A 16,048-nucleotide genomic window follows, 5' to 3' on the forward strand; every position below is an offset into this window, starting at 1 on the left:
AAAAGCCGCCCTCTCCCGGGCGGTTTTTTTATGCCCTGCCCGCAGGAAGCCCTCGCGGATACCGTCTAATTGCGGCGCACTCCGTCCCTTTTTGCTAATTTTAGTTTGATGCCGGCTCCAAAACGCACACTGCTTCTTCTTTTTCTTTCCCTCGCCACCATTCTTTCCGCCCCCCTGCGCATGGCGGCGCAAACCTCGCTCCGTGACTATACGCAAGTGCTGCAGGGCCTGCCGCTCGCTATCCTCCCTGCCGATACGGCCGACCGCTTCATCAAAGCGGAGCTGCGGGCTAGGGCCGCCGGCGACGCGGCGGCGCAGCAACTCATCGAGCTTTGCCGCCTTCATTACCTGGTGAACCGCACGCCGCAGGTGGGGCAGGCTGAGCAGCGCCTGCTGCGCCTCCTGCCGGCCCTCCAGCGATCGGGCAGCGAGGCTGCCGGCGCGCATGCCCTGTTCCTGCTTTCGGAAGCCTGCTGGCGCAGGGGCGATCAGGCCCGGGCACTCGAATACGCACTGAAGGCCTATGGCCGCTACACCGTCTGGAGCGGCACCGAATTTCCGCTCAAGTACCATGCGCTCACTCAGCTGAGCCTCCGCTTTTACCATTACCTCGATTTTGCCACCGCGCGCCGTATCGCCGGCGAGGCGCTGGCCACGAAAGGAGCCGTTGAGCTTCCCGAGCCGCACATCGTGCTCAACACGATCGGCCTCTGTCTCCGTGCGACGGGGCAAACGGATTCGGCAGTAGCCTACTTCCAGAAAGCCCTGGCCGAGGCAGGAGCCGCCAGCCGGCCGGTTTGGGTGGGTATTGTCAAAGGCAACCTCGGCATCGCCTACTACGCGCAGGGAAGTTATGCGGAGGCCATCCCGCTCATCGCCGAAGACATCCATGAATCGGAGGCTACCAACAATACCTTCCGCAACCGGGTGAAGAGCCTCGCCATCCTGGGCGAATGCTACGCCCGGCTCGGTCGCCGGGCGGAAAGCGCGGCGACGCTGGAAAAAGCGCAGGCACTTTTCCGGGAGCGCCGCTTCGAGCAGGAGCACGACCTCGTGACGGAGCTCTTTCCAAGGCTCGCCCGCCACTACGCGGGGCAGGGCGACTTCGAGCGGGCCACCGGCCTGCTGGAGGCGGCGGCCCGCTCGCGCGATACCCTCGTGCGACGGCAAAGCGCCCTCGTGCTCGCCGGCGCGCAGCTGCGCGTGTTCTCCGAAAAATACGCGGCCGAGACGGCTTACTTCGGGCAGCAGCGCCGCAACCAGCTGCTGATGCGGAACATGCTGATCGGCGGCATCGTGCTACTTGCCGGCATGGCGCTTCTCGTCATCCGCCACCAGCGCGTGCGCCACCTGCTCCGCGAGCAACAGGCTGCCTCCGGAAAAGAGCGGGCGGAAGCCGAACTGCAAAGCGCCACCGCACGGCTCGGGCAGATCACCCAGGCAATGCACGAAAAGAACCGCCTCATCGAGCAGCTGCAGCACGAGTGGGAGGAGCGGGCCGCCGAGGAAGAAGCCTTCGGGCCTGAGGCCCAGCAGACCGTGTCGCGGCTGCGCGACCTCACCATCCTTACCGAGGAGGCCTGGGAGGAGTTCCAGGCGCTGTTTGAAAAGGTGCATACCGGCTTCCTGTTCCGGCTCCGGCAAAAATTACCCGACCTCAACCCCGCCGAGGTGCGGTTCATGACCCTGGCAAAGCTTCACTTCTCCAACAAGGAGATCGCGGCCGTGCTCGGTATCTCCGCCGGGGCGGTGCGCACCACGCGGAGCCGGCTCCGCAAAAAGCTCGGGCTCGCCGAGGAAGGCGACCTCGAAGGCCTCATCGCGCGCATCTAAAACGCATCATCCAGGCGCATCATACCGCTTAAATTGCCGCATTTCAACACTTTGCATTTGATGCACAAGTGTAACGGCAAATCCTTGCATTCGCCTGCCGGGCGCCGCACTTTTGGGTCATGGCACCCGTTCGCCCCCACTTCCTGACCCGCTACCTGCTCTGGACCCTCGTGGTGCTCCTGGCTGCCATCGGCGCCTGCATCTGCGTGTGGATCTGGCACCGCGGCCGGTTGCGGCAGCTGGAAGAGCGTGCCGGGGGCCACTTGTATTCCCAACATCCGTCAAACAACGCTTATGAGCCATTTGCTTCGCACCGGGGCCCTGTGCGCCCTGTTCTTTATTTCGGCCGGCCTGCGCGCCCAGGTCGGTATCAATAGCGCAAGCCCCGACGCGTCGGCCGAGCTCGACGTGAAGAGCACTACCCGCGGCTTCCTGGCGCCGCGGATGACGGGTGCCCAGATGACGGCGATCGCATCGCCGGCCGCGGGCCTTGCCGTGTACAATACCGATAGTGCCTCGTATTGCCTTTACAACGGGAGCGCCTGGTTGAAAGTTCAGCTGTCGAATGCGAATAGCTGGACGGCTTCCGGATCGAACATCTACAGCAACAACGCCGGGAACGTTGGCGTGGGCACTACGAGCCCCGATTCCCGGCTGAGCGTTTCCGGAGGCAACTTTCTCGTTACGGGAACGATCGGCGGCGGCCCCGAGATTGAAAAAACCGGAGCTGGCACACGTTTGTACTTTGCACCCACGAAAGGTGCGTTCCGGGCAGGGCATGTCGAAAATGAAAGCTGGGATCCTGCCAACAATGGGGAATACTCGTTTGCCGGTGGGTACAACACCATCGCCTCCGGCAAGTCTTCGACGGCTTTCGGTCAATTCAGCGTAGCGTCGGGAGAAAACAGTTTCGCGATATCGAACGGTACCGCCAGCTCCAGCAGCAGCATCGCGCTGGGGGGCACGGCCAGCGGCGCCAACAGTGTGGCCACCAATGCCGCTACAGCCGCCGCACTCTTTTCCTTCGCCGGCAACTTCAGTACCGCCTCGGGCCCGTTCAGCGCCGCGTTTGGCAGGCAGAACACGGCCGCTTCCTATAGTGAGTTCGCTGTCGGCATTTATGGCTCCACCTATACCGCTTTGAGTCAGTCTGGCCACAACGCCGCCGACCGCGCCTTCAATGTAGGAGTAGGCAGCAACGCAACAGCCCGCGCCGACGGACTGACCGTTTTGAAAAGCGGCTACACCGGTCTGGGCAACGCCACCCCGCTGAGTACGCTCGACGTGAACGGCTCCATGGGCGCGAAAGTGAAAACCGGTCAGGTAGCGGGAACGAATCATCCCGACGGGACCGGCTCCTTTTGGTTCTACTCGTCGGGCACCGGGAGCATCACGCTACCGACAACGTCTTGTACTAATCGGATGTACACCATCGTGAACCAGACCGGCGGCAGTCGCACGATCACCTCGTATAAAGATCTTTCGGGCACCACGCAAACGACCGTTGCCAACGGCGCCTCCATTTCCCTCGTGTTCGACGGCAGCAACTGGCTGCAGTACCAGTAACCCCTCAACACCAACAACTGTTTTATGATCCGTAAACAACTCCTCGTGCGCTTCGGCCTCTGCTGTGCCCTGGGCACCCGTGCGCAGGTAGGCATCAACAACCCCAGCCCAGACGCCTCCGCCGAGCTCGACGTAACGAGTACGAACCGCGGCTTCCTGGCGCCGCGGATGAACACGGCGCAGATGAATGCGATCACGGTACCCGCCGCAGGCCTCGCGGTTTACAATACCGACAGCAGCACCTATTGTATCTACACGGGTACATCGTGGCTACGCCTGCTTCCCTCTTCCAGCAAGGAATGGATGCGCGATGGTACAGCGATGTACAACCAGAACGGTGGCAAGGTGGGCATCGGCACCGCTACGCCAACGGAGGCGCTCGACGTGAACGGGCGTACGAAGACCAGCAACCTGCAGCTCACCAACGGTGCTGCCAATTCCTACCTTCTCCAGAGCGACGACAGCGGCAACGCTACCTGGACTTCGATTAACAATATTATTAAAGACACGAACACGAAGAGCAGCAGCACGCAGGCATGTGCCGCGAACTTCGAGAGCCCCTACTCGATCATTAACTATACCACCGGCAACGGCACCTTCTCGGAAGACACCTACCTCGCTGTAACCGTGAGCGCAACTTCCTCGTCAACCGTTGCCAGCGAGAATGGCTACTATTACTTCGAGCTCACGAGCCCTTCGGGGCAAACGATCGAGATGGCGGTTGGCTACCCCAACGTATCGGGCGCGACCTTTTCGACGGCTGGAACAACCGCAGCCCCGGGAATATTCAGTCTGACAGTGCCTTTTACCGGAAGCTATAACATTATAGGTCCTACCGGCCCAGCCATCTCCACACTGTACGGCAGCCCGATGAACGGAAACTGGAAGCTGAATCTCCGATATATGACGGGGGGCAACGGAGCGGCAAGCGCCTGCATCACCGGCTGGAGCCTGGCCATCTGCGAGTCCAATCCCTTCGGCGACAACCTCGGTAGCCACACGGCGGGCCGGAATGTGCGGCTCAATGGCTACTACCTCAGTAACGACGGAGGCAACGAAGGAATTCGCGTGACGGACGCAGGCTATGTGGGCATCGGCACGGCAACGGCAGTCAGCACGCTCGACGTTTCGGGCACGGTGGGACTGGCAACCAAGAACGCGCAGGTAGCGGGTAGTAACAGCGTAGACGCCACCGGGTCGGTATGGATCTGCACCTCCGGCAGCGGCAGTATTTCCCTGCCCTCGGCAAGCGCCAGCAAGAACCGTATTTATACGATCCTTAACCAGACCGGCGCCGTGCGCAGCATCAGCTCGTACAAAGACCTTTCGGGCTCCGTCCAGTCTACGCTTGCCGCCAGCACCGCGCTCTGGATCGTGAGCGACGGCACGAACTGGCAGCAAATCAAATAATTCCTTGTCTTTTCAAATCAATCCTGAATGAATAAGCTATCCCGCATTTACCCCATCTTGTTGGCGGCCGCGCTGATGACGGCTACGCCGGCAGCCGCCCAGGTAGGCATCAACAACAGCAGCCCGGATGCCTCGGCCGAGCTTGACGTCAAAAGCACGACCCGCGGCTTTCTTGCCCCGCGCATGACGGGTGCGCAAATGACAGCGATCGGAATGCCCGCTGCAGGGCTGGCCGTTTATAACACCGATAGCGCATCGTATTGCATTTATTCAGGATCGGCCTGGCTGAAAGTCCTGTTGTCGACATCAGGAAACTGGTCGGTCACGGGTAATGACATTTACAGCAACAACAGCGGAAACGTGGGCATCGGCACGACAGCTCCGCAAAGTAAGGTCCACGTACAGAGCGGAAATTTCCTGGTTTCCGCGGTGCACGGAAGCGGCAATGCTATTGAGGTCACCGGCGCGGGAAGCCGCCTGTTCTTCAATCCCTTAAAGAGCGCGCTTCGTGCGGGTTACGTGCAGGATAGTCAATGGGACCCGGCCCAAATCGGTGAGTATTCCGTGGGGCTGGGTACAAATAACACGGCTTCCGGGGCCGCCGCTGTTGCTATGGGCGATTTTTGTACCGCCTCCGGAACGAGCGCTGTTGCATTTGGGCTTTCTTCAAGGGCAACGGGAACGGCGTCCATCGCAGGCGGATTCGGCTCGGAGGCCTCAGGCTTTATTTCTGTAGCGCTCGGTCAGGGCAATCTTGCCACGGGGTCACGTGCGGTAGCGCTCGGGCAAACCAACACCGCCTCAGGCGACCGCTCGTTCGCGGCTAACTCGAGTAATACGGTGTCCGGCTCCTATGCAGCCGCACTAGGGATCTCCAATACAGCCGCCTCCTATGGTGAGCTATGCGTCGGATCCTTTTCCACTACCTATGCCGCTGCCGGAACGAGCACCTTTCAAACGACCGACCGCTTGTTCAACGTGGGGAATGGCACTTCGGTATCGTCCCGATCGGACGCCTTTACGATACTTAAAAGCGGCGCTACGGGTATCGGCAACAATAATCCGGCAAGTACCCTTGACGTGAACGGGTCGATCGGTATGAAGGTTAAGGCCGCACAGGTAGCGGGTACCCATCATCCGGACGGGACTGCTTCTGTATGGATCTATGGTTCCGGCACTGGCACCATTACGTTGCCTTCGGCCTCCTCCTGCAGCAACCGCACGTACACCATCGTCAATAATACGGGCGGAAACCGCACCAGCAGCAGCTATGTGGCGCTTGGCGGAAGCAGCACAACGACCATTGCCAACGCAACATCGGTACAATTGATCTCAGACGGTACCAACTGGTACCAGGTCAAATAAATCTTCACGCGAACAAATTGACAACGTATGAAACGAATCCTACTTTCCGTTCTGGGGCTTTCCGTAATGCTTACTACGAGCGCCCAGCAGCTGACGAACAAGGGCAGCCTCATCACGATCCCTTCGGGCAACACGGTGACCGTGGTGGGTAGTATTTCTACAAGCAGCAACGGGGCGATTTCCAACAACGGCAACCTGCAAACCACGGGCGACTGGTCCCACGACGGCACGCTGCTCTATTCCGGCACCGGTACCCTGGAGCTCAACGGCAGCGGCGCGCAAACTCTTACCGGCACTACGCTCTACAACCTGCTTGTATCCGGCTCCGGCACCAAGACCACTTCCGGCACCAGCACCGTCAGCAACAGCCTCCTCTTCTCCGGCACCGGCATCCTGAACACCACCACCAACAGCGATACGCTGGAACTCGGGTCTTCCGCTACGATCAGTGAAACGGCGGCCGCCTACCTCGACGGCTGGATCCGCACGACGCGCACCCTAAGCCAAGGCGTGAGCAACAGCTTCGGCGGGCTCGGCATCACCCTCACCGCCAACGGATCGGCCCCGGGGGTCACCACCGCCAAGCGCGGCACCGGCATCACCGCCGTGCAAACCGGGTCGGGTAACCTAGGGATTGCGCGTGTCTTTAACGTGACGCCCGCCACCAACAACGGCCTCAACGCAGATGTCGTGTTCGCCTATCGGGACGGCGAGCTCAACTCGCTCTCCGAGGCGAGCCTCGTGCTGTTCCGCTCCACCGACGGCGGCTCAAGTTGGACCTACCTGGGGCAGGTAGCCCGCGACGCTTCTGCCAATACCCTCACGATGTCGGGCCTCAACTCCTTCGGGCAGCTCACCCTCGGCTCCTCGGCCACACCGCTGCCGCTCACCTGGCTCTCGTTCACGGGTATCGCAAATACCACCGGCAACCTGCTGCAGTGGACCACCGCCAATGAATCGAATACAAGCCACTTCGAGGTGGAACGCTCCGCCGACGGAAGCAGCTTCCAAGGCATCGGCAGGGTAGGGGCCGCAGGAAACAGCAGCACCGATCGACGCTACAGCTTCACCGATGGGGTGACGGGGGGAACGTACTACTACCGGCTGAAGCAGGTGGACAACGACGGCCGCTATTCGTATTCCTCCGTAGTACGGCTCGCCCGGGGCGAAGATGCGCGCGCGATGACGGCATCGGCCTACCCCGTTCCGTTCCAGGACAAGCTCACGCTGCGCCTCAGCAAAGCCTTTAGCGGGAATACAAAGCTTATCCTGAGCCTCATGGACGCCACCGGAAAAACGGTGCTGCGCAAGGAAGCCACGATGGGCGCGGGCCAGGTCGACCTGCCGCTCTCCGGACTCGGCGCTCTTCCCAAGGGTAGTTATTACCTGCAGGGCACCGCCGCCGGCGGCGAGCACTTCCTGCTGAAGTTGGCCCATTAAACCGATTTAGTATTTGTCGGGATCAGAGCCGCTCCACATGGAGCGGCTTTTCTATTTTTGCCGCCATACACCAACACCGACATGCGCATCCCGGCCCTTCTGCTCCTTTTGCTGCTTTCGATGGCAGCCGCCGCCCAGGGGCTTCCTAAAGAATACCCCGCGCAGGTGGCCTTGCTCGACTCGGTGATGGACCAGCAGGGCGCGCCGGGGCTCGAGCGCCTCGAAGCCCTGGCCCGAAAGGAGGAAGGGGGTATGCTCAACCGCCTGGCCGCGCTTTACCGGCTGCGCTATGCGGCGTTGCGCCTCACGGGACCGAAGCCGGCCCTCGAGACCGAACTACTGCGCCAGTATACCACATTTAACGAACGACAGGAAGAAGGTCCCGCGGTACAGGCGATGGCCTATCTCTCGCAGTATCATTGGAACAGCGGCGACCACGAGCGGGCTTTCGAATGGGGCCTGCGCACCTACGAGCGCTGCGCTGCGCTCGACGGCAAGTCCTTTCCGCCGAAGTGGAACCTCCTGTACGAGCTCGCCTCCAAATTCTACCATTACCGCGACTTCGCTTCCGCGCGGCAGTACCTGCTCGAGGCGCTCCACTCCGGGAGCCCCGTGCAGGTGCCGTCGCCCTTCAACGTAATGAATACGGTGGGCCTCTGCTACCGCAACCTGGAGCAATACGATTCGGCCGCTCATTATTTCGAAAGCGCCGGGCCGCTCGTAGACACGGTGCGTCAAAAGGTGTGGACGGGCATCATCCAAGGCAACCTCGGCATCACCTACCATTACCAGAAGCGCTACGCACTGGCGGAGCCCCTGCTGCGCGCCGACATCGACCTGTCGGTACGGGAGCACAAGGTGTTCGACAACCGCGTCAAGAGCATGGCCATCCTCGCAGAGCTGCTCTTCGAAACGGGTCGGGGCGGGGAGGCACAGGCGCTGCTCGCATCGGCCTACGCGCTCGCACAGGAGCGCCGCCTGCAGGAAAATTATCCCCTCATGAACGAGCTCTACCCGAGGCTGGCGCGCGCCGCCCTGGCCCGCGGCGACCAGGCTTCGGCCGCGCGCTGGCTCGGGCTCGCCGCCACCACCAAGGACAGCCTCTTCGTGCGGCTCAACGCGCTGAAGGTGCTGGGCGTCAAATTCCGCCTCGAGGCCGAGCGGCATGCCGCCGAGCGGAGATCGTTCGCGCAGGAGCAGCGCCTGCAGCGCTATACCCGCAACGGGCTCATCGGGGGCATCCTGCTGCTGACGGCGCTCGCGCTGCTCTTCATCAATTTCCAGCGCGTGCGCTTCCGCTTCCGGCAACAGCAGGCGGAGGCCGAGCTGCGTGCGGCCGAGACCCAGCTGGCGGCCTTTACCCAGGTGCTGCAAGAAAAGAACCGCCTTATCGAGCGCTTCAACGAGGAGCTGCAGGAGGCGCGGCAGCTCCCGGGCGACTCCGAGGAAACGCTTACCCAGCTGCGCAGCCTCACCATTCTCACGGAGGCAGAGTGGGAGCAGTTTCGCCGGCTGTTCGAAAAGGTGCACGGCGGGTTCCTGCTGCGCCTCAACCGGAAGCTTCCCGAGCTGACGCCGGCCGACATCCGCTTCATCACCCTCAGCAAGTTGCAGTTCTCCAACAAGGAAATCGCCGCCATGCTCGGCATCGGGCTCGTGGCCGTGCGCGTCACCCGCAGCCGCCTCCGCAAAAAGCTCGGGCTCGCCGAGGACGTCAGCATCGAGGACGTCATCCGCGAGATCTGACCCCGACCTGTTTCCCGGAACGACAGGCGCCCCTCCGGGCGCTTTTTTTGGGATGTTACAAGTTGTAACGCTATTGATCCACAACGGGTTATGATTGAAACAAGTTTGTAACAGCGATTCCTTGGAAAAGCCTTCCGGCCGCGGCCATATTTGATCCATGATCGCCCGACGCCCGTTCCGCATGGCCCCGCACTACCGCTGGATGCTGCTCGTGCTGCTCCTGGCCGCGGCTTCCTGTTGCGCCGTCTGGCGCTGGTACGCCGTGCAGGCGCAGCGGCTCGAGCGCGATCGATCGATTCACGAGGCGCTCCGCGTTTCGGCCACCAATCCTTCATCAAATCAAACGCACAAATCATGACCCGGACACTTCGCTTGCTCTTATTCCTGCTGCCGCCCGTTCTATCGCCGCTCCTGCCGCGTGCGCAGGTGGGCATCAATAATGGCAGCCCCGACGCCTCGGCCGAACTGGATGTGACCAGCAGCACCCGCGGATTCCTGGCCCCGCGGATGAACACGGCGCAGATGACCGCTATTTCAGCTCCTGCCGCCGGGCTGCTCGTATTCAACAGCGACAGCAGCACCTATTGTGTGTATACGGGTAGCGCCTGGCTGAAGGTACTGGTATCGACGGCCAACCACTGGAGCGCATCGGGCAGCCATATCTACAGCAACAACAGTGGCAAGGTGGGCATTGGAACGACGAGTCCTTCAAGCAAGCTGCACCTGGCCGACGGCAATCTCCTGGTCACCGGTACTACCGGCTCCGGACCGGCGATCGAAGTAAGTGGAATCGGCACCCGCATGTTCTTTAGTCCGAACAAGGCCGCTTTTCGTGCAGGTTTCGTCGGTAGCGATCAATGGGACAATGCCAAGACCGGAGCATACTCGTTTGCCGCGGGGCTGAGTACAACGGCCTCCGGCGAAGGTTCCGTATCGTTCGGCGTCACCAACACCGCCTCTGGCACTGGTAGCACTGGAATCGGAACGGGGAATACGGCATCCGGTTCTTCCAGCCTTGGGATGGGTATTAACAATACGGCATCCGGGGACGCTTCCCTCGCCGCAGGGCGCGGAAACACCGCGGGCTCTTATGCCGAAACAGCGATCGGCACGTATGGTACCACCTATACGGTTGCGAACGCCTCGGCCTCCAACAGCAGCGACCGGATCTTCAATATCGGCATCGGCACTAGCAGCGCGCGCGCCGATGCGCTGACGGTGCTCAAAAGCGGTTTTACCGGCATCGGGAAAAGCAGCCCGGTGAGCACTTTCGAGGTCAACGGGTCGATGGGCACAAGGGTGAAGGCGGGGCAGGCGGCCGGCAGCAACCACCCGGATGCCACCGCCACGATCTGGATCTACGGGTCGGGCAGCGGCACCATCACACTGCCCGCGGCAAACACCTGCCCGAACCGTATTTATACCATCGTAAACAACATCGGTGAAGACCGGGCCATCAGCGCCTATATACCGCTCGGCGGCGGCGGCAGCAGCACTAATATCGTTGGCGGCACCTCACTGCTGCTTGTTTCGGATGGTACGAACTGGTACCAGGTCAAATAATACCTGAAAAGGACGTAATGAAAAAAACATTTTTCCTTCTTGCATTCCTGGCCGGGCTCGGTGCATCGGCCCAGCAGCTCACGAACAAGGGCAGCCTCATCACGATCCCTCCGGGCAACACGGTGACCGTGGTGGGCAGTATTGCTACAAGCAGCAACGGGGCGATTTCCAACAACGGCACGCTACAGACCACCGGCGACTGGACCCACGACGGAACCCTGCTCTATTCCGGCACCGGCACCCTGGAGCTCAACGGCAGCGGGGCGCAGGCCCTCACCGGCACTACGCTCTCCAACCTGCTTGTATCCGGCTCCGGCACCAAGACCACTTCCGGCGCCAGCACCATCAGCAACAGCCTTTCCTTTTCCGGCACCGGTGTACTCAACACCACCACCAACAGCGATACCCTGGAACTCGGGTCTTCCGCTACGATCAGTGAAACAGCCGCTGCCTACCTCGACGGGTGGATCCGTACGACGCGCACGGTGGCACAGGGCGTGGGCAACAGCTTCGGCGGGCTCGGCATCACCTTCACCGCCAACGGATCGGCACCCGGCAGCACTACCGTCAACCGCGGCACCGGCACCACTGCCGTGCAGACCGGACAGGGCAACCTGGGCATCGCCAGGGTGTACGAGGTGACGCCCGCCAACAACAATGCCCTCAACGCAGAAGTAGTGTTCGCCTACAGAGACGGCGAGCTCAACTCGCTCTCCGAAGCGAGCCTCGTGCTGTTCCGCTCCACCGACGGCGGCTCAAGCTGGACCTACCTGGGGCAGGTAGCCCGCGATGCCGCCACCAACACCCTCACGATGACCGGGCTCAACTCCTTCGGGCAGCTCACCCTCGGCTCCTCGGCTACGCCGCTGCCCCTTACCTGGCTCTTGTTCGCGGGTACCGCAAATACCACCGGCAACCTGCTGCAGTGGACCACCGCCAATGAATCGAACACGAGCCACTTCGAGGTGGAGCGCTCCGCCGACGGAAGCCGTTTCCAAAGCATCGGCAGGGTAGGGGCGGCGGGCAACAGCACGACTGAGCGCAGCTACCGCTATACTGACACAATCAGCGAAGGCACTCACTTCTACCGGTTAAAGCAGGTCGATGCCGACGGACGCTTCTCCTATTCCGCTATCGTCCGCATCGCACGCGGAAGCGATGCCGGCAAACTGACCTTCAGCGCCTATCCCAATCCTTTTGCCGACCGGCTCACGCTGCGCTTCGCCGCCCCCTTTGCCGGAACCACCAAGGTCGCCCTCGCTTTCACCGACGCTGCCGGGAAGATCTTGTTGCGGAGCGAAGCCAGGCTTGCCGCCGGGCAGACCGAGATTCCGGTGACGGGCCTCGAGGGCCTTCCTCGCGGCAGCTATTTCCTCCAGGTGGCGTGCCCGGGAGGGCAAAGGTTCCATCTGAAGCTGCAGCGTTGATGCCGGAGCTTTGCGGGTGCCGCCGGGTGCCTTGCAGGTGGATTGGGGCGTCTTCGTCGTCAACGGGCGCCGGGTGTGGGCCCTCGCACAGACGGTGCGTGCCGGGCACAACGGGTGGGCGCCTTCGCTGCCACCTCAGCGGCCGAATACCGAGGTCCCGGCCGGATTGATCCACTTCCAACGTCGCTACCGAGCGCCTCAGGTGGCATCTTTTTGTACAAAGACCGCCCCGCTTTCCGGGGCGGTCTTTCTGAAAGAAACCGTGGTACGATCGTGGATAGTGGTATAGAAAAAGCATATGAAAACAACACTGACCATTCTGGCCATCGTAGGCGCCGCCGCCGGTATCGTGTACTTGCTGCGTGATAAAGAGCCTGTGGCCGATGCCCTGAAGCGTTCCGGCGACCTGCTTTCCGGTGCCGGCGACCTCATCAAGGACCAATACGGCAAGCTGACGAAGCAGGCCAGCAACGGCGTTTCGGAAATGGCATAAGCGATCCGCGGAAGACCTCATTACGCGACCGCACCCTCCGGGGCTGCGGTCTTTTTTTGCGCTGGGTGTCCATTTAACCAGGCGGCTCATCCATGGCCACGGCGGGGCTAAACCCGATCCGAAATTGCTGCCGGCATCCCGCCTGGGAAAGGATGGTGGATACCGGGACGAGCTGAGCAGTTGCAAACAGAGCAATGGGGGCGCCGGCAGGCACCCGGGCAGGTGCGCGTCCCGGTAGTACCGCAACGACGTTCCGAAGTCGCTTCAAATACCCCCGGCGATGCGCTCCGGCACGTTTCTCCCGGCTCCTTTGATCGCTTCGGCAAATACCAAGGGACATTGTAACACTGCATCGCGCCTACGCTGTATAAATACAGTAGGAGCTATTAAAGAATAGCGAATCGTTCCGCCTGCTTTTAAAAGCCTTTCCGGCACCCCTCCCAAGCGGATCCCGCGCTGGGAGCATAGGGATGTGGGCAAGTCCGAAAGGGGGAGGAGCGTCCGTGCAAACTCATTCCCGAACCGATTTTTTAGGGGGCCCGTCACAGTTGGTACAATCTTCGCAACTCTTCCTCAAAACAAGTGATATGAAAACGACACTGACTATCCTGGCCGTTGTGGGTGCCGCTGCCGGCATTGTTTACCTGCTTCGTGAAAAAGAGCCCGTGGCCACGGCCCTGAAGCGCTCCGGCGATGTACTGGCGAACGCCGGCGACATCATCCGCGAAGAATACGAAAAGCTGGTGAAGAAAGGAAGTGATGCCGCATCCGAAATGGCTTAAGGCCCCGGCGAACTTCCCCGAGCGACCGATATGAATCCCGACCGCGCCCCATGGGCGCGGTCTTCTTTTGATCTATTCCGTCTATGGGGCTATCGATTAAAATCATTTCTTCCTATCGGCTGCGCGGTTATTTTTGGAGGGTTCTTCCGGCACCGCCTGCCGGCCATCACTCACCACAATCAACAACCGAAATGGAAACGAACCTGCCATTGACCGAATCCGCGTCCTCGATCAGCAAATGCCCCTTTTTTTCCGGCGCGCTCAAACAGGCTGCCGGCACCGGCGCCCGCAACCGCGACTGGTGGCCCAACGCGCTTCCCCTGAACATCCTGCGCCAGCATTCGTCGCTCTCCGACCCGATGGGACCCGACTTCGACTATGCCACGGAATTCAAGACCCTCGATCTCGCCGCGGTCAAGAAAGACATCTATGCGCTCATGACCGAATCGCAGGACTGGTGGCCGGCCGACTATGGTCATTACGGCCCCTTCTTCATCCGCATGGCCTGGCATAGCGCGGGCACCTACCGCATCCACGACGGCCGCGGCGGCGCGGGCGCGGGGCAGCAACGCTTCGCCCCTCTCAACAGCTGGCCCGACAACGCCAACCTCGATAAGGCCCGCCTGCTCCTCTGGCCGGTGAAGCAGAAATACGGCCGCAAGCTTTCCTGGGCCGACCTCATGATCCTCGCCGGCAACTGCGCACTGGAGTCGATGGGGTTCCGGACCTTCGGATTTGGCGGTGGACGTGCCGACGTCTGGGAGGCCCAGGAAGACGTGTACTGGGGCTCTGAAAAAGAGTGGCTCGGCGACAAGCGCTACAGCGGCGACCGGGAGCTCGAGCGCCCGCTCGCGGCCGTGCAGATGGGCCTTATCTACGTGAACCCCGAAGGACCCAACGGTAACCCCGACCCCATTGCTGCGGCCCGCGACATCCGCGAGACCTTCGGCCGCATGGCCATGAACGACGAGGAAACCGTGGCCCTCATCGCCGGCGGCCACACCTTTGGTAAGACCCATGGCGCCGCCGATCCGTCGAAATACATAGGCCGCGAGCCGGCCGCTGCCGGCATCGACGAACAGGGTTTCGGCTGGAAGAACACCTTCGGCACCGGTAACGGCGCCGACACCATCACCAGCGGCCTCGAAGGCGCGTGGACCACGACGCCGGCGCAGTGGAGCCACAACTTCTTCGAAAACCTGTTCGGCTACGAGTGGGAGCTGACGAAAAGCCCCGCAGGCGCCCACCAGTGGCGCCCCGTGAATGGCGCAGGAGCCGGGCTTGTACCCGACGCCCATGACCCGTCGAAGAAGCATGCGCCGATGATGCTTACGACCGACCTTGCGCTCCGTTTCGACCCCGAATACGAAAAGATCTCCCGGAGATTCTTCGAGCATCCCGACCAGTTTGCCGACGCCTTTGCCCGCGCCTGGTTCAAGCTCACCCACCGCGACCTCGGTCCGCGCGCCCGTTACCTCGGCCCCGAGGTACCCGAAGAGATACTGATCTGGCAGGACCCAATCCCCGCACGTACCTATGACCTCATCGACGAGGCCGACATCGTGGCCCTGAAAGCGCAGATCCTGGCCTCCGGCCTCACGGTGACGCAGCTCGTGTCCACGGCCTGGGCCTCGGCGTCCACCTTCCGCGGGTCCGACAAGCGCGGGGGCGCCAACGGTGCCCGCATCCGGCTTGCCCCGCAAAAAGACTGGGAGGTGAACAGCCCGGTGCAGCTCGCCACCGTGCTCGAGGCCCTCGAGTCGATCCAGACCGCCTTCAACGGCGCACAGACCGGCAACAAGCGCGTGTCGCTGGCCGACCTCATCGTGCTGGGCGGCAGTGCCGCCATCGAGAAGGCGGCTGCCCGGGGCGGCACGCCCGTTACGGTACCCTTTACGCCGGGTCGTACCGACGCGTCGGCAGCAGAAACCGATGTGGAGTCCTTTGCCGCCCTCGAGCCGGTGGCCGACGGCTTCCGCAACTACAAGAAGGCCGGGATCGCGGTATCCGCCGAAGAGCTGCTCGTAGACAAGGCGCAGCTGCTCACGCTCACGGCTCCGGAGATGACCGTGCTGGTGGGCGGGCTTCGCGTACTCAACGCCAACTGGGACCGCTCCGCACACGGTGTATTTACCCGGGAGCACGAGACGCTCTCGAACGACTTTTTCACCAACCTCCTCGACTTCGGCATCACCTGGTCGGCCACCGACGACGCCCAGGAGACCTTCGAAGCCCGCGACCGCCGCAGCGGCGCCGTAAAATGGACGGGCACCCGCGCCGACCTCATCTTCGGCTCCAACTCCGAGCTCCGGGCCCTGGCGGAGGTCTATGCCTGCGCCGACGCCCGTGGGAAGTTCGTGGCCGACTTCGTGGCCGCCTGGACCAAGGTCATGAACCTCGACCGCTTCGACGGGGCCTGATCC

General features: G+C 62.0%; 12 protein-coding genes. All 12 read left to right on the plus strand.

Translation table 11 applies throughout. The features are described 5' to 3' along the window. The first annotated feature begins 108 nt into the window (after positions 1 to 108). The 12 genes from ABD937_RS11085 (at position 109) to katG (ending at position 16,045) form a co-directional block, all read left to right on the plus strand. Positions 109 to 1,833 carry a tetratricopeptide repeat protein gene (locus ABD937_RS11085; RefSeq protein ID WP_345255777.1) on the plus strand — a complete coding sequence of 575 codons (1,725 nt, stop codon included), beginning with the start codon at positions 109 to 111 and terminating at the stop codon, positions 1,831 to 1,833. 294 nt (positions 1,834 to 2,127) lie between these two features. Then, a complete protein-coding gene (locus tag ABD937_RS11090) occupies positions 2,128 to 3,399 on the plus strand; it encodes a hypothetical protein (RefSeq protein WP_345255778.1) in 1,272 nt (423 codons plus the stop codon). A 24-nt stretch (positions 3,400 to 3,423) separates the two neighbouring features. Continuing rightward, positions 3,424 to 4,809 (plus strand): hypothetical protein, encoded by a 1,386-nt coding sequence (locus ABD937_RS11095; protein WP_345255779.1) that lies wholly within the window; start codon positions 3,424 to 3,426, stop codon positions 4,807 to 4,809. Between the two features lie 27 nt (positions 4,810 to 4,836). Then, positions 4,837 to 6,174, plus strand: coding sequence for a hypothetical protein (locus tag ABD937_RS11100; protein ID WP_345255780.1), 1,338 nt, complete (start codon positions 4,837 to 4,839; stop codon positions 6,172 to 6,174). A gap of 27 nt (positions 6,175 to 6,201) precedes the next feature. Beyond that, the gene (locus ABD937_RS11105; RefSeq protein WP_345255781.1) at positions 6,202 to 7,614 is read left to right on the plus strand and encodes a hypothetical protein; all 1,413 of its coding nucleotides are present in this window, start codon (positions 6,202 to 6,204) and stop codon (positions 7,612 to 7,614) included. 81 nt (positions 7,615 to 7,695) lie between these two features. Beyond that, the gene (locus tag ABD937_RS11110; RefSeq protein ID WP_345255782.1) at positions 7,696 to 9,360 is read left to right on the plus strand and encodes a tetratricopeptide repeat protein; all 1,665 of its coding nucleotides are present in this window, start codon (positions 7,696 to 7,698) and stop codon (positions 9,358 to 9,360) included. Positions 9,361 to 9,517: 157 nt separating this feature from the next. After that, a complete protein-coding gene (locus ABD937_RS11115) occupies positions 9,518 to 9,718 on the plus strand; it encodes a hypothetical protein (RefSeq protein WP_345255783.1) in 201 nt (66 codons plus the stop codon). Beyond that, on the plus strand, positions 9,715 to 10,923 hold the full coding sequence (locus tag ABD937_RS11120) for a hypothetical protein (RefSeq protein ID WP_345255784.1): 1,209 nt from the start codon (positions 9,715 to 9,717) through the stop codon (positions 10,921 to 10,923). Before ABD937_RS11115 ends, ABD937_RS11120 begins: the two co-directional genes overlap by 4 nt. Positions 10,924 to 10,940: 17 nt before the next feature. Beyond that, entirely contained in the window at positions 10,941 to 12,350 is a 1,410-nt protein-coding gene (locus ABD937_RS11125) for a hypothetical protein (protein WP_345255785.1), read from the plus strand. 298 nt (positions 12,351 to 12,648) lie between these two features. Continuing rightward, the gene (locus tag ABD937_RS11130; RefSeq protein ID WP_345255786.1) at positions 12,649 to 12,843 is read left to right on the plus strand and encodes a hypothetical protein; all 195 of its coding nucleotides are present in this window, start codon (positions 12,649 to 12,651) and stop codon (positions 12,841 to 12,843) included. A gap of 587 nt (positions 12,844 to 13,430) precedes the next feature. After that, positions 13,431 to 13,625, plus strand: a complete 195-nt coding sequence (locus ABD937_RS11135) for a hypothetical protein (RefSeq protein WP_345255787.1) — start codon at positions 13,431 to 13,433, stop codon at positions 13,623 to 13,625. Between the two features lie 191 nt (positions 13,626 to 13,816). After that, positions 13,817 to 16,045 (plus strand): catalase/peroxidase HPI, encoded by a 2,229-nt coding sequence (gene katG, locus ABD937_RS11140; protein WP_345255788.1) that lies wholly within the window; start codon positions 13,817 to 13,819, stop codon positions 16,043 to 16,045. Positions 16,046 to 16,048 lie beyond the last annotated feature (3 nt).

Origin of the sequence: Flaviaestuariibacter amylovorans, assembly GCF_039541815.1 — a bacterium.
GTDB classification, from domain to species: Bacteria; Bacteroidota; Bacteroidia; order Chitinophagales; family Chitinophagaceae; genus Flavisolibacter; species Flavisolibacter amylovorans.